The organism is Chryseobacterium sp. PET-29 (genome assembly GCF_025736815.1).
GTDB lineage: Bacteria > Bacteroidota > Bacteroidia > Flavobacteriales > Weeksellaceae > Chryseobacterium > Chryseobacterium nepalense.
Map to the genome: position 1 here is coordinate 634,826 of NZ_CP107053.1, position 15,053 is coordinate 649,878.

11 protein-coding genes and 1 pseudogene are annotated in these 15,053 nt (G+C 37.8%); 4 read left to right on the forward strand and 8 right to left on the reverse strand.

What is annotated here, in order from left to right; translation table 11 throughout:
- Positions 1-210: 210 nt before the first annotated feature.
- Entirely contained in the window at positions 211-888 is a 678-nt protein-coding gene (locus tag ODE14_RS02690; protein ID WP_263602876.1) for a YceI family protein, read from the forward strand.
- 47 nt (positions 889-935) lie between these two features.
- On the opposite strand, the gene ODE14_RS02695 is transcribed toward ODE14_RS02690, so the two are convergent.
- From ODE14_RS02695 to ODE14_RS02730, 8 genes and pseudogenes are all read right to left on the reverse strand, one after another.
- On the reverse strand, positions 936-1,310 hold the full coding sequence (locus tag ODE14_RS02695; RefSeq protein ID WP_263602877.1) for a hypothetical protein: 375 nt from the start codon (positions 1,308-1,310) through the stop codon (positions 936-938).
- 91 nt (positions 1,311-1,401) lie between these two features.
- Positions 1,402-2,160, reverse strand: a pseudogene (locus ODE14_RS02700) (RHS repeat-associated core domain-containing protein); the annotation flags it as partial.
- Positions 2,161-2,225: 65 nt separating this feature from the next.
- Positions 2,226-2,591, reverse strand: coding sequence for a hypothetical protein (locus ODE14_RS02705; RefSeq protein WP_263602878.1), 366 nt, complete (start codon positions 2,589-2,591; stop codon positions 2,226-2,228).
- A 5-nt stretch (positions 2,592-2,596) separates the two neighbouring features.
- Positions 2,597-3,292: a hypothetical protein gene (locus ODE14_RS02710; RefSeq protein WP_263602879.1), complete on the reverse strand. Its 696-nt coding sequence runs from the start codon at positions 3,290-3,292 to the stop codon at positions 2,597-2,599.
- A gap of 114 nt (positions 3,293-3,406) precedes the next feature.
- The gene (locus ODE14_RS02715; protein WP_263602880.1) at positions 3,407-4,033 is read right to left on the reverse strand and encodes a hypothetical protein; all 627 of its coding nucleotides are present in this window, start codon (positions 4,031-4,033) and stop codon (positions 3,407-3,409) included.
- A 10-nt stretch (positions 4,034-4,043) separates the two neighbouring features.
- Positions 4,044-7,733 (reverse strand): RHS repeat-associated core domain-containing protein, encoded by a 3,690-nt coding sequence (locus ODE14_RS02720; RefSeq protein ID WP_263602881.1) that lies wholly within the window; start codon positions 7,731-7,733, stop codon positions 4,044-4,046.
- A gap of 4 nt (positions 7,734-7,737) precedes the next feature.
- On the reverse strand, positions 7,738-10,647 hold the full coding sequence (locus tag ODE14_RS02725; RefSeq protein WP_263602882.1) for a hypothetical protein: 2,910 nt from the start codon (positions 10,645-10,647) through the stop codon (positions 7,738-7,740).
- 2 nt (positions 10,648-10,649) lie between these two features.
- Positions 10,650-12,335, reverse strand: a complete 1,686-nt coding sequence (locus ODE14_RS02730) for a T9SS type A sorting domain-containing protein (RefSeq protein ID WP_263602883.1) — start codon at positions 12,333-12,335, stop codon at positions 10,650-10,652.
- A 566-nt stretch (positions 12,336-12,901) separates the two neighbouring features.
- Here ODE14_RS02730 and ODE14_RS02735 point away from each other — a divergent pair.
- The 3 genes from ODE14_RS02735 to ODE14_RS02745 all read left to right on the forward strand — a co-directional run bounded on the left by ODE14_RS02735 (position 12,902) and on the right by ODE14_RS02745 (position 14,917).
- Positions 12,902-13,165 carry a helix-turn-helix domain-containing protein gene (locus ODE14_RS02735; RefSeq protein ID WP_263602884.1) on the forward strand — a complete coding sequence of 88 codons (264 nt, stop codon included), beginning with the start codon at positions 12,902-12,904 and terminating at the stop codon, positions 13,163-13,165.
- A 470-nt stretch (positions 13,166-13,635) separates the two neighbouring features.
- Complete coding sequence (locus ODE14_RS02740) at positions 13,636-14,277, forward strand: DUF6266 family protein (protein WP_263602885.1); 642 nt, start codon at positions 13,636-13,638, stop codon at positions 14,275-14,277.
- A gap of 340 nt (positions 14,278-14,617) precedes the next feature.
- The gene (locus tag ODE14_RS02745) at positions 14,618-14,917 is read left to right on the forward strand and encodes a GIY-YIG nuclease family protein (RefSeq protein WP_263602886.1); all 300 of its coding nucleotides are present in this window, start codon (positions 14,618-14,620) and stop codon (positions 14,915-14,917) included.
- Positions 14,918-15,053: the final 136 nt, after the last annotated feature.

Sequence of the window (15,053 nt, forward strand, 5' to 3'; positions counted from 1 at the left end):
GAAAAACGGTAATCAGGATTAAGATATTATTAAAACACAGCGCTGTATTAAACAGATTTTTATTATATTCATCAACTGAATACTGTGGTACCGTGAGATTTCTTGATGTATGGTAAGTGATGTCATCAAGAAGTTCTCTATTTTTGAAAAATCAAAACCGGAAATACCATTTCGGATCATCAGTAATAAACTTTTAAAACAATTGATAATATGAAAAAACTGAGTGTAATTGCTCTTGTGGGAGTAGGTCTTTTTGCTGCTTCATGTACGAAAGAAAAATCTGCTGAAAATGCGGCAACATCACAGGAACAGACGGTAGCTGAAAGTAAAGGAGAGGTACTGGCTGTTGATACGGCTGCTTCTGTAGTAAACTGGAAAGCTTTCCACAAAGGGGGTATGGCTCCGCGTTGGGGGACGCTCAACATCAAATCCGGAGATCTGAGCATTGAAGGCGGACAGCTTGCTGCGGGAAGCTTTGTGATTGATATGAATTCAATCAAGGTAGATCCTGCTTCCGTAACGGAAAAAGACAAGAAACCTGCAGATCTTGAAGCACACCTTAAAAACCCTGATTTCTTTGATACTGCTAAAAACCCTACTTCAGATTTCAAAATTACCAGTGTAACCGATCTTAAGAATGCTTCTGCAGATGCAGTTGCAGGGGCCAATAAAACAGTAAGCGGAAATCTTACGTTATCCGGAAAAACGATGAACGTAACATTCCCTGCAAAAGTGGATGTAACGGAAACTTCGGCTTCTATTCAGGCTAAGTTTACGGTAAACAGGGCAGACTGGGGGATCAAGTTCGGTACTTCCGAAGCCGATCCTGCAGAATGGATGATCAGCAAGGACATTGAGATCGCTGTAGATGTAAAAGCGAAGAAATAATATTGTTAGCTATAAAATCATTGAAGCTGCCTGAAAAGGCAGCTTTTTTATTTTAAAAAACCATTTTTTCGGGAGTCTTCTAAAAGATTATTTTTTATGATACTGTCTTTTCTAAAAATATACTCAATAGAATCACCCTTTTTCTTTGAAACGGAATCTCCCAATTTATACGGATATTCTAAAAGTTTTTGATTTCCATTAGAATATTTAACATAGAGAAAATTATGCTCTTTTTTATTGTTATAAATATCGACCACTCTAGCATTTCTCTCGATTGCTAATATTTTTTCCTTTACTAATCTATTTGAATTTATGATCAAATACATTATCGTAAGTAATAAAATGCATCCAAAAGCTATTATGAATATTATAATAGTTTTTTTACTGGATTTATCAACTTCTATATTAAAATTATTTTCCACGTATGTGATTTTTAATTTCTCCTGTTTGTTCTCAAAATATTAATATTATTGTAACTGAATCTTTGATTGAGCTACAGATTTTACATTTGCATTATTCGTTAGTATCTGATGCAGTAGTAAGTTCATTATAAAGATTAAGATAAGACAAGTTTAGTTGCATAGATACTAAGTTATTTTGTTTACCCGTATTAATATTTCTTACTCTTCTATAATCTATATTTGATATTCCTGCATTTCCTTTAGTGTGATACATGGTATTTTCCGCTTTAATAAAAGGGTTTTCCATAATTAAGCTTGTCACTCCAGCAAATGTTGTTGTACTCGTCGGTTTCCAAAAAGAACCCAAATCTGTTATATTTCCAAACCATGCTCTATGCAGAACCACGCTTCCCGTATTACTTACATACATATCTCCGTCATAACCTTCTAAGAATGGATTTCCCTCTAATGTTCCCCACATTGCCCATCCGTTTTTAAAGGTGATCCCACTGATGCTTCCTCCATTGGCAAAATAATTGAACATCGCTGCGGCATCATTTCCGGTAAAGGAATATGCTCCGCTTACTCCGGCACTGCTGTTGTAACCCATTCCGTCAGATGTACTATAAGACAGATAAGGTTTGTATTTTGGTCCCAGCATACTCCATGTTGAAGGTGCCTGTCCAATGCTTCCGTCTTCATAGATCCATCTTCCATCCGGATCTGTATTTGATACAGGATTGTTGGCTACATATGTATACGGGCTTATTGAATGATAACTTTCCGCTAGCTGGTCGATGCCGTTCCATCTTCCCAGATCCGGCATATAGTCTCTCCAGCCATAGCTGTACATTCCCGTTTCCTGAAGCTCTTTTCCGTTGTATTAATTAACTTTTTCCGGAAATTGCAAAATAATTTAGTATGCCTAAGATATTACTAATGTGTTATTGGCTTCACCATAATCATTAATATGATCATTGTTACAAATAACATAAATAATATTAAATAACCTTTTTTACTTTCCTTAAAGCCATACTCTAAAAATCTCTCATTTTTGACAAAAAAATGATAAACAAAATACATTATAATGGGAATAATAAACAAAAAAATATACTTGTTAAGTGTATGAAAATAATTATTTAAAAGAACATTATCAATACTTGAAATATTTAAATTAATAAAAGAAGAAATAATTGCAACTAACCAAAATTTTTCAAATCCTCTATCTTTATCTTTAAATTTATCCATTCTTTTATATAAGCAATCTAAATGAAAAATTACATAGTCAATAAGTTTTATCATAATAATTATTTTTTAGGACCAAGTCCCATATCATTAAAGATACTTCTACCTGTTATAGCTTGATAACCTCCTGTTACTGCTCCATATAATAAGGCTGCTCCGATTGTCCATGGGCTTGGAATAAATCCCACACCTGTCATAATATGATTCATTATCCTTTCAGTATCACCAATTTGCCCATCTGCATACTGAAGCTCTGTAGCAACGATCGATACAACTCCTAAAGCTACACCTCCATATTTGGCAGCTTTACCAATATTAGCGGCAACAGTGGAACTCATTCTTATTCCAGCAACTGTTGTTCCTATATATGGTCTTGCAAAATCATTTAAAACAGTAAAGTTGATATAGCTATGATTTAATGCTCTAACCATAGAATAATTACCAAAACGAGATATAGATTCACTAATTCCCAAATGACCAGCACTAAAATATTGGTTATTTGCTAAATTTGTAAAGAAATCTTTTTGTTCAACCTTTGCTCTATGCAAAACCACGCTCCCCGTATTACTTACATACATATCTCCGTCATAACCTTCTAAGAATGGATTTCCCTCTAATGTTCCCCACATTGCCCATCCGTTTTTAAAGGTGATCCCACTCATGTTTCCTCCATTGGCAAAATAATTGAACATGGTGGCGGCATCATTACCGGTAAAGGAATATGCTCCGCTTACTCCGGCACCGCCGTTATAACCCATTCCGTCAGATGTACTGTAAGACAGATAAGGTTTGTATTTTGGTCCCAGCATACTCCATGTTGAAGGTGCCTTGAGCGAATATTTCTCAAGATCAGAAACAATTACATTAACATATTATTTTTGTATTTTACTTTTAATATGTTTTTGATATAAAATTACTTGTGGTATAAATAATAAAAAAATAGATAAGTACACAGGATTAAATCCTTTTAGAATTGTAAAGATTATAAATACAATAAATGATATAATTAATATTATTGTATTAATAAAATAAGCCATTTTGAGATATCCTTTTTCTTTAAACTCATCCCAACTGTCTATAATCCTGATATTATCTTCTTTAATCTTTTCTATAAATTTAACTACATCATTTGAATTGATATTAGAATTATTAATATAGATCGTATGATCAATCGTTTTGATTTTCTTTAGCGATCTGCCGTTATCTACAACAATAGTTTTTATGTCCCTTATTTTTACAGAATCAATCGATTTATAATTAAAAATAAACTTCTTTTCCCATTCAAAGAATAATTCATTATCATTCTTGATTATTATTTTGAGATTTCCAAAACTAAAATAGTAGGATATGAAAATCCAAACTACCATAAGTGAAATAGGAATAATGATTGAATTTAGCGAAGCACCTAAAAAGATAGATAACAAAAACAGCAGAGGAAGCAAAAAAAGACTTAATAAAACTCTTGATTGCCTAAAAATTTTTATATTATATTCTTGCATATTTTAAGAATTAAGGTTGTTGTGTCATATCATAAATCATCGTTCCTGTACCATATACTAAAACACCAATACCAATAGCCCATCCAACAGGATTTGATACTAGGCCAAGGGTGACTAAAGCAGTTGTGCCGAGTCCAACCAAACCAACCGTAGTATCAACAACATCCCTATGACTGAAAACCTCATTAATCCCACCTGTTTGATATTGATTATAAACTTTAGTCGCAGAGTATGCAGTTGTAACAACTGATGCAGCTACACCTAAGTTTTTAAATACACTAAGATATTTAGTTCCAGTATAACCTAATGCACTTAGGGTTCTTAATTCTTGTGCAGTTTTATTTAGAGCATTGAACTCATTGATTGTTAATCCAGCACTTCTTCTGATAGCGGCTTCAAATGATTGAATTTTTACATCATTAGCAAAACTTAAAGGACCAAGCTTTTTGGTTACACCATCCCAAAACTGTTCCTTCTGATAAATTTTCATTTTATGAAGTATCTTTGCTTGTAAATTTACATCTATTTCATCATTTGTAATAGAGCCATAGATTTGTATATCGCCATCCGTCCACCATTCTGCATATCCTTTATTAAATACAATCCCGTCAATTTTCCCTCCATTGGCAAAATAATTGAACATGGTGGCAGCATTATTTCCGGTAAAGGAATATGATCCGCTTACTCCGGCACCGCTGTTATAACCCATTCCGTCAGATGTACTGTAAGACAGATAAGGTTTGTATTTTGGTCCCAGCATACTCCATGTTGAAGGTGCCTGTCCAATGCTTCCGTCTTCATAGATCCATCTTCCATCCGGATCTGTATTGGAAATCGGGTTATTGGCTACATAAGCATAGGTACTGGTAGAATGATAACTTTCTGCTAGCTGGTCGATCCCATTCCATCTTCCCAGATCCGGCATATAGTCTCTCCAGCCGTAGCTGTACATTCCCGTTTCCTGAAGCTCTTTTCCGTTGTATTTATGGTTTTTATAGCTTCCCTGTCCAAAGAATGCCGTTCCGGAATTCAGATGATTCATCCCGAACGGGTAGTAATCATTATTGTCAACAATTTCAAGAGCGCCTGCACTGTTTCTGGCATAGGAAACCCTTACATTCCCCAGATGGTCTTTGTGCTGGTAAATATACTGATCTTTTGTATAATCATAAAATCCTTCCGCAGTTGGTAAAAACTTCAGGTCAGGAGTCTTGGCAGGAGGTGTGGTTTTTGCCTGGTCAATTGAAAAGGTCTGCGGCTGCATGGCGCGGGCTGACATTGATCCCATTCCTCCGCCTGACGGATTAACGGAAGAAAAATACTGGAAGCCATCCAGGTAATCTGTAATGCCGGTAGTAGTGGTATCCCCGTTAACACCGGTGATAATGGTGGTATTTTCTTTTCTCAGCCTGGTTCCGTCTGCCCTGTATTTTGTATTAATTGTTACCTGTTCATTGCCGAACCTGTTTAGATTCAGGTAATCCGGGAGATTCAGGTAGTTGTATTTGATGGAGCTTATTCCTTTGTCCGGCATGTTCGTCATATTGCCGTTCTGGTCATAAACAATGGTATTTCCTCCGCCTTCATAACCTGCAAAGTTTTGGGAGCTGTCATGAATACTGGTTGCCTGGTTTCCGGCGTATGCATAGCTGAGATTATCAATAACCGTAGCAGTATTGGTTCCGTATTCCGTTACGGAAGTTCTGTAAAGGCTGGTGATATTTCCGTTCTGGTCATACGATACAGATTCCGTATTTTCTTTACTGTACGGGTTGTTGGGATTCTGATAATATCCTGCCGTAATTCTGTTTAAAGAATCGTAAGCATAACCATATCTTTTTGGGGTAAGGGAAGGATTAACGCCTACACTTTCTACCGCACGCCAGTCGACTTCTGCAATATTCCCGTTGTATCTCGGCACTACATTTTTTCCTGCAAACTGTGCGGGATCAGGGTTGGCTATCCCGTCTTTTTGGTTATATTTAATGCGGTAGGAAAACAATTTTCCTCCCAAATCTGCCGCATCCATCTGATTTTTATTAACTTCCGTAAGCCAGCCCCGGATATTGTATGTGTAATCGATGCTTTGAAGATTATTTCCTACTTTTTTGTTAACCAGCTGGGAAAGTTCATTATATGTATTTTCAGATAACAGCTCCTCAGGTTTTGTATCGACCTGATGATAATGCTGAAGCAATCTGTTCTGAGAATCATACAGATAACGTTGCTTAACCGTTATTCCGGATTCACCGGGCTTTCTTACATGGTAGACATTGCTTTTTTGAGGAACTCCTCCAAAATCCAGATCAGATTCTGTTTTCGTATAACCGCCTAAATGGTTAATAGAATAGGTCCCTATAATTCTTCCTTTGGTATCGTAATAGACATAGTTTTTTGTCCAGTTATCATCTTCAATATTTTTTACCAGATTCATTACCGGAAGATCCTTCGTACTGACGGCATTGGCCGTGGAATTATCGGAAAGGAGGCTTTTTCCCATAATGGCTGTAGGAAAAGCAGGGTTAAAGCCGTATGAAGGATACGTATCATAGTAATTTACGCTTAAAATCTTCATACTTCCTGTAGGGAAGGCAGTTTTAGTATAGTACACATCCATCCCGTTTAAGGTAAACGGTGTGGTGCTTCTTGTCTCATTATTGGCTGCATTAGCGGACATATTGTTTAATGCCGTCTGCATGGCTGTCCTGGTAGCCGTGTTGGAGAAGAAACCGGTATAGACCACCCTTCCGAACTGATCGTATTTGGTAAACATCCAGCCTTTGGCCGCAAAATTATTATTGGTTGTTCTTAAATTGGCATCCTGCGCCAGAACCAGTCTGTTCTGCTGGTCATACACCATAAATTCCCAGCCTTTTCCGGGGATTTTCTTTTCTACCAGCCTGTTCCACCCGTCATAGCGGTATTGGTAGCAAAGGTTGTCCAGTACGGAAGTCGTGAGTGTAGGCGAAGCAGAAGCCAACGGGGGAATGGTGTAAGCCAGCTGACCGTATTCATTATACACATAATACGTGTCCACGTTCTGAGTTCCGTCTTTTTTTCTTGTTAAAACCGTTTGCCCTTTTTTATTCTTGAATGCTGTAGTTGTATTACCATCTTCATCCGTAACGGCAGATTTGTATAATGTGCCCGCAGTATATGTTCCTGAAAGATTTAAAACACTGTTTGTTCTTCCCTCCAGCCAGGTTGTAGCCACCGTATATTTTTTTACTTCGTCTGCGGTGGTATTGGAAGCATATGAAAATTCTACGGGATGTGAAGCCCAGTCATTTCCGATCTGTTTTTGCTGCTGTATTCTTCCTAACGGAGAGGCTTCCGGTACTTTTTCGGTATAGATCTTTTCTGCGCCATACTGCGAAGAAGCATTGGAGAGAGGGTTACTGTAAATAGCTCCGTTCTGCGTCCCTGTTTGTGGGATCGGGAGATAGCTTTTCAGCTGTCTTCCGTAGCTGTCATACTCTACGGGAACCGCAATGTCCTTACCGGATGGGGTTGTTTTTACAATAACACTTTGTTTTGCCCGTCCCAGGCCGTCAAAGTATTGTACGGATTCTGTTTTTTTCGAACAGTCTTCCGTTAAGCAGTTTTTTTCGTAAATATAATTTTCTGTTGTGGTAAGGTTAGTTTGCGCAAAAGTAAGAGCAACCACAAACAAATTAAGCAGTACTATTATTTTCTTCATGTGTTTAGTTTTTGTAATTATACTGATACTCCTTCAAAGTAACCCCGTTCATGTCCACAATTTTCGTCAGTCTGTTGTCGGTGTCATACAAATATATTTCTCTGATACCGTTTGAGGGAGTAGTGGTTGTCATTCCTATAAGCGGATCATAAGTATAGGTTGTGATCCGGAAATTCTGTAATGCAGAGGTTTTCCTGAAATTATCCAATGCGGTAAGAAGAGCCGGTTCATTAGAGGGATTCGCCGCATCTGCATTGGAAGCATCTATAATAGACTGTATATAAGGAGACACCTGTGCATAAGTTGCGCCTTCTATTTTAGCAATGGGCTGTGTTTTATCATATCCGTAAACAATAGCCGTTGGGATTCCTACTGATGTAGTGAACTGAAGCAGATTACCTTTTTCATCATAGAGATCAAATTTCATAGCGGTCTTTGTAGTCCCGTCGCTGATGTTGGTTGTCAAAACGGAAGTAGGATAAGTAGAAGAGGAATTATCAAACTTTGTCTGAGATTTACTTAATGTCTTTCCATTATCTTTAGTTTCTTCAGCTACAGGTATTCCAATGATATTGTTTGAAATAAGTTGGGTATAACCACCTCCTTGCGGAGTTGGATAAGTAAATGTTTTTTCGGTAATCACATTATCATTTATTTCTCTAACTATAGAAGGTTGAAGATTTTCAGAATTGAATTCTGTCTCTGTTTTTTCTTCAACAATCTGGTTACCAAGATAGCTTTTGGAAGTTCCGGTCATTTTTTTATAATAAGCGGCTCTTGAATACGTTTCGTCCCCTATCATAGGATAGTTTTCAGACCCTGGTATATTATCAAATACATAATCATTTTGTTCGGAAACCAGAAGCTGATCTTGGGAGTTGTAGATTTCTTTCTTATCTAGTATTCCATTCTTTGTAAGATTAAAATAGGACCAGAACTGCACGCTGTTTCCCGCTATGGAAGAACTGTAGGCAGGATAATCATCCGGATTTTTATAATAATATCTGGTATATCCTATATTATCATCTGCATTGGTAACTTTAACGTTTTTGTATAATGTGAAAGTGGAAACCATCATATTTCCAAAGTCATCTTCAGGACTAAAGCTGTAACCGGTGGAATTATTGCTGTTTACAAAGCTATCGTAACTGTATCGAACAGTCTTTACAGGATTGGTAGCTGATGCATTTTCATAATATTTAATATTGGCTATTCTTACTCCGTTAGTGATATCCTTATTTTTAAAAGGAGTAGGAATATGACCGATATCATGCATGTATACTTTACCGTTCCCTCCCGAACCCGTAAACTTTATCACATAGCTTCCCGGGAGAAGATCGTAGGATACTACCCTGTAAGTACCGTCAAAAAGAGGGTTTGGACAGCTTCCGTTTCCAGGAATTACTTCAGCACCTTTTCTGATACTGAAATCAACGTAGGTAGGGGTGTTGCTGTCCCAATACGGCGGAGTGTAAAGGTTATCCACATGAAACTCCACATACACTTTTTTTGGAGCTCCTGCTGTGCCTGTAACCGTAAATAAATAGTCCGTATTTTGGTTGGTGTCATAAACAATTTCTTTGAATTGCTTCAGATACTGCAGTTGTGGATCAACAAAACTTTCACCGTTTAAAATAGGATTTAAATAGGCGGGAGCATTCTTGTCGATATATATTTCCTGCGGTTCAAAATTATACTCAATGGCGCCACCAGTAGGATTAATGATTTTCTTTAATACTCCTAAGCCGATTGTTCTCGGATTTTTTGTAACATCCGGTTCCGGACAAAAATATGTAAGATTAAATCCATATGGAGTAAGGCCGTCTCCGGGAAATTGCTCATATTCCTGATTGTTATACTGGAACTCGGTTTTTTCGGAAACAATATTGTTCCTGTTGATTTTTTTTAGCTGGGTTAATATTCTTTTATTAGTAGAAATCGTACTGATCCCATTAAAAAAAGGATACAAATATTCACCGTATCCAAAGGTGTATTTTGAAATCACATGGTTGTAATTATCTTTTAACTGAACATTATCAATGCTGTAAGGATCATTCATGGTATTTTCCATAGAACTGTTATAAAGATAGTTGAGTTCTATTTTTCCATATGATGGAGAGCTGATGGTTTTTAATTTACAGGTCTGATATTGAATAAAAACATTGCTGTTATTTTTATATTTTATATCTTTTTGATAGGAAAAATTAGCAATTTCCACATTGTTGGCATCTTTAATCTGGCTTAAGAAAAACGCAGATTTATATACTCTTCCTCCCAGCATAAATGAATTTTGCTCAGAATTACTTCTACTGTAGTCATTAAATATATATTTGATGCCTTTAGTATCGGTAATAATAAAAGAATTCAAAATAAGTGTGGCAGGATTGCTTTCTCTTGTATATTCGATTTTTACAATATTTGATGATAAATTAACGACCCTGAAGGTGTTTGAAGCAATATCTCTTATGATTTTAAACTTACCTGAAAGTCCCGGGAGATTGTAATAATAAATATCATCAAAAGCATTTTTAATATAATGTCCATTGCCTGCATCATCATATTTTTCATCTAGTTCGCCGATAATTCTTCTTGAGATTACACCACCCATAAATAACGACCAGCCTGTTCCTACATCACTTGCGGCCTCTCCTGGAGCCACATTCATTGGGTTATAGGATAGTGTTAAATTAAGATTGATATTTTTATTATTGGTAGGCAATCCGAATAGAGGAATGGAAATATCCGGGATTCCGGAAGCATAAGAGACAGGGGTATTATTATATGCAGCCAAAGAAGAAACGGAAGGAACAGGTCTTGAAAAATCCCCAAAATTTATTTCTTGTTGTGCATCGTAGTGAGCATACATACTGCTAAGCAGTATAAACACCAATATTTTATTTTTTGTTTTCATCATTATTATTTCTTAATCAATTTAGCACTCGCTGTTTTGTTATCATTGGTCTTCACCGTCACCAGATACGCTCCCTGAATCAGGTTCTGTGTATTGATCTTCGTGACTTTATTTTTTGTTTTCAGGCTCTGCAATTGTCTTCCGCCCATATCATATACAATAATTTCTGCCTCGAACTTTCCATCACCCAGCTTCCAGCTTCCATCTTCCATTCCAATCTCCACATACGCATAATCACTCACCGGATTTGGGTAGATCTTGATATCCTGTTTTTCGATCAGCTGGTCGATCTGCTTATCTCCCAGCTTCACAATTTTCCAGTTCTCTTTTCCCAGTTCCTCTGCACTGGTTCCGGCCAAAACTATAGAACCATCCCTGTTCAGCTTTATATCCGAAAGTCTTTCCTCTTTTTTCCTGGATTCTCCTTTTACATGTTTTCTCCACTGCTCATTACCATTTTGATCCAGATACAGCATCCAGAACGTTTCATCATCACTTTCAATTCTTCCTTCAGCCTGGGTATAACCTCCCAATAAAACGCCTTTAGACTTCCCACTTCCATCTTCCTGCTTCCCGGCTATTACGCTCATTCCCATCAGCACATCCCGGTTCTTGAAATTGTAGGATTTCTGCCAGATCTCTTCGCCTCTTTCGTTTAAAGAAATCAGCCACAAGTCGGTTCCTTCTTCGATGCCTACGGTTTTATTCCCTGACCGTTCAGACCTTGATTCGCCTCCGATTAAATAACCTGTAGAGGTTAAAGCTAATGTTCTCAAATGGTCATCTCCCTTTCCTCCGAAATTCTTCTCCCATTCTACTTTGCCTTCTTTATTGAGTTTGATAATCCAGTAATCACCCTCCCCAAAATTGCCGCTGGCTTTTGGCATCTGGCTGCTGGCTTTACTTCCCGCTTCCGGCATCCCGCTTCCAGCTACCGCTCCGCTTCTCGAATAAACTCCGAGTAAAGCCCCGCCGTCTTTCGTAGGAATCATTTTCTCTACTTCATCCAAACCTTTTCCGCCTAAAATAAGCTGCGATAATTCTTTTCCGTTTTTATCTAATTTAATGACCAAAACATCTTTGGATCCGTAACCCAAAGTTCTCGTTCCCTGAGGCTCTCGAAGGGAACCTGTCATTATATTTCCCGCCACAAAGAATCCCATATCCGTTGTCTGAATTACTGCTCTTGCTTCCTCATCCGAACTACTTCCAATCGTTTTCTGCCACAACTCATCTCCGAATTCATTGATTCTGATCAGCCAAAAATCGCTTCCGCCTTTGGAATCTTCTTTTTTATCCAACCCCTTACTGCTAAACGAAGTTCCTGAAATAAGGAATCCGCCATCCTGGGTATTCACGGTAGCCGAAAGGAAATCATGGTTTTGCCCCGAGAAATATTTCTCCCAGACTTCTTCGCCCTGCTGGTTTAATTTAACCAAATGAAAATCGTAACCGTTGTTTTGCTGCTGGGTGTCGGAATTTGGCATCTGGCTTTTACTTCCAGCTTCCATCATCCCGCTTCCAGCTCTAATAGAACTGCCGGTTATCAAATACTGCTGATCAATAGTAGTGGTAACCTGGGAAAGAAAATCCTGGATGGAGGATTTGATGTCTTTCTGCCAGATCACTTCCTGGGCAGAAACGCCCAGTACGGAACATAAGAAAAATGCTCCTGAGTAGAATTTATTCATACAAAGTGTTTAATGATAAGTATTATTATTGTTTAAAATTGAAAGGTCTGAGAATACAGAATTCCTGTATTAGAATTCGGAGCGCTATGGAGAAATGGCCCGATAAGGATGTGTTTTTATCATGGTTCTTGTTTTTTAATGACTATTGATTAGAAAAATAATTTCCATTGCTGCAAAATTAATGCTCACACACGACAAAAGATGTCGTATTATTTTAAAGATGCATTTTCCTGTTTTCAGGTTGGAAGTTTTCTAAAATCCGGTGCGAAAATAGAAAAAATAAATCTCCGGACAAAGAAATTTAAATGAATTTTATGTGACAAAAAAAATGCCTGTAAAAATGCCTGTAAACGCTATTTTTTAATTTTTGTAGTATATTGATTTTCATACTCAATAAGATGAATTTTATAGAAAAATATACTGTCATAAAAAGCATTGGGTTAAAATAAAAAAAATGACGTTTTTTGTATGAAAAAATATTGCTCAGGAAGGCAACAATAAATTTAATTCCCTTACGTTTGAACTGGAAAAAGCAAAATTATTATTGACCATTAAAGAGCACAAAAATGAAAAACCAGTCACATCCTCCGTTTCATCATGATGAGCTGATGAATATTATTATCGAAATTTTCTCAGAAATCCTGTTAACCCTTGAAAAATCAAAAAATAATGAAGTTCAGTATTATGACAGTGCCGATGTTAAAAGACTGCTGAATATCAGCGACAGTACCTTGTTCAGGATCAGGAAATCACAGAAAATTCCTTATGTCAGAATCGGCAGGAAAATATTTTACCCGAAATCTTTTTTTACAGCTACCCTCAGAAAATGAGGGTATTTTTTTTGGCTGTATATACTTATGACCCGTTGTGCATTTTGAAAAATTTTGATAGTAGATTCGTCAGTTCGAGTGTTTTTCGCAGCGCAGCGGAGAAAAATGTATCGAGAACCGGTGAATGAAAAGATCCATGGAAATAACTTCTCAATACGATTTTTTTCAAAAAAATCTACTCAAATTGACGAAAATGAATCAGAATGTGATACTTATAATCATTTTGAATAATTTGTCATCATAGGGTAACGCTTTGGCTGTTGTTGTATGTTTCTTCGGGAGTTGTTCGGAAAAAGCATGCTTTTTCCGAACAACTCCCGAAGCTGACCCGAACAACTCCCGAAGAATCAGATACCCGCACCAGTCAGAAACAGGCATTGCCGGTCAAAACCGGTCACGCTTTTCACGGGTCGTTAAAATACAGATATTCCGTTATATCTTCGTTCTGTTAACCTTTAAAATTAATTGAAATGGCAAGAATAACAAAAGGAATCCTCGGAGGATTTTCAGGAAAAGTAGGAACAATTGTAGGAGCCAGCTGGCGCGGACAGGATATTATCAGAAGTACTCCCAAACCAAGCAGCAGGCCGCCAAGTGAAAAGCAACAGCTTCAGCAGGATAAATTTAAGCTGGTGATCAGTTTCCTGCAGCCGTTAAAAAATATCCAGACCCGGTATTTCGGATCGCGTAGCGGATCAAAATCCAGGGTGAATTTGGCGGTATCCTACACCATCAGCGAAGCAATACAGATGGCAGGTACCATCCCGGAGTTGATGTATAATAAGGTGCTGATTACGAAAGGAGACCTGACCGGCTTTCAGAATGTGGGTGCAGCGGCACAGCCCGGAAATATCATCAGGCTGACCTGGGAGAATAACTCGGTACAAGGCACTGCTTCCGAAAGCGACAAAGTGAATGTAGTCTGTTATTGTGAAGAGCTTGACCAATTCGAGATTTTCGAATCCATTGCCCTGCGTACCGCTCTTACGGTAGATGCTACACTTCCCGCCTTGTATAACGGTAAAGAAATTCAGGTCTGGAGTTATTTTCATAATTCTACGGAAACATTGGCTTCGAACAGTGTTCACCTGGGAAGCTTTACTTTAGTGTAACACTGATCTCCACCACACCGGTGGAGTTTTTTTTGGTTAGGTGGCTTCGAGAGCCTCAGCCACCTTTGAGGTGTTGGTGTTTATAAGAATTTGTACAGGAACGATGCCTGAGGTTCTGTAGGAGAGGTGGCTTCGAGAGCCTCAGCCACCTTTAATACATTGTTGTTACCTGATAGTTATACTGAACGATGCCTGAGGTTCTGTAGGAGAGGTGGCTTCGAGAGCCTCAGCCACCTTTGATACATTGTTATTATCTGATAGTTATACTGAACGATGCCTGAGGCTCCCGAAGGCAGAGTATAATGTCAAAAGTTTTATCTTTGACCTGTTAAAAACGCAAATGATGAAAGGATGGATGTACATTCTTCTCTGTTCCGACGGAAGTTATTATACCGGGAGTACGAATGATCTTGATCGCAGAATCATACAGCACCAAATTGAAGAGGGTGCCAGCCACACTAAAAAGAGACTTCCCGTAAAATTGGTATATTATGAAGAATATCACCGGATTGATCTTGCTTTCTACCGCGAAAAACAAGTCCAGGGATGGAACAGAAAAAAGAAAGAAGCACTGATTAGCGGGATGCCGGAACTTCTTCCGAAATTGGCAATTGCCTACCGGGATCTAACAAAAGAGTAAGGTGGCTTCGAGTGCCTCATTTAGAGTATTAGTGTTTTATAAGAATTGTACAGGAACGATGCCTGAGGCTCTCGAAGGCAGAGTGTGATTTGATCCTCAGCCACCTTTGGTACATTGTTGTTATCTAATAGTTATA

Bases quoted from the DNA above. Each gene is read 5' to 3' on its own strand.
- ODE14_RS02690 (WP_263602876.1), top strand. From the start codon at position 211: ATGAAAAAACTGAGTGTAATTGCTCTTGTGGGAGTAGGTCTTTTTGCT.
- ODE14_RS02705 (WP_263602878.1), bottom strand. From the start codon at position 2,591: ATGATAAAACTTATTGACTATGTAATTTTTCATTTAGATTGCTTATAT.
- ODE14_RS02710 (WP_263602879.1), bottom strand. From the start codon at position 3,292: ATGGGTTATAACGGCGGTGCCGGAGTAAGCGGAGCATATTCCTTTACC.
- ODE14_RS02715 (WP_263602880.1), bottom strand. From the start codon at position 4,033: ATGCAAGAATATAATATAAAAATTTTTAGGCAATCAAGAGTTTTATTA.
- ODE14_RS02720 (WP_263602881.1), bottom strand. From the start codon at position 7,733: ATGAAGAAAATAATAGTACTGCTTAATTTGTTTGTGGTTGCTCTTACT.
- ODE14_RS02725 (WP_263602882.1), bottom strand. From the start codon at position 10,647: ATGATGAAAACAAAAAATAAAATATTGGTGTTTATACTGCTTAGCAGT.
- ODE14_RS02730 (WP_263602883.1), bottom strand. From the start codon at position 12,335: ATGAATAAATTCTACTCAGGAGCATTTTTCTTATGTTCCGTACTGGGC.
- ODE14_RS02735 (WP_263602884.1), top strand. From the start codon at position 12,902: ATGAAAAACCAGTCACATCCTCCGTTTCATCATGATGAGCTGATGAAT.
- ODE14_RS02740 (WP_263602885.1), top strand. From the start codon at position 13,636: ATGGCAAGAATAACAAAAGGAATCCTCGGAGGATTTTCAGGAAAAGTA.
- ODE14_RS02745 (WP_263602886.1), top strand. From the start codon at position 14,618: ATGATGAAAGGATGGATGTACATTCTTCTCTGTTCCGACGGAAGTTAT.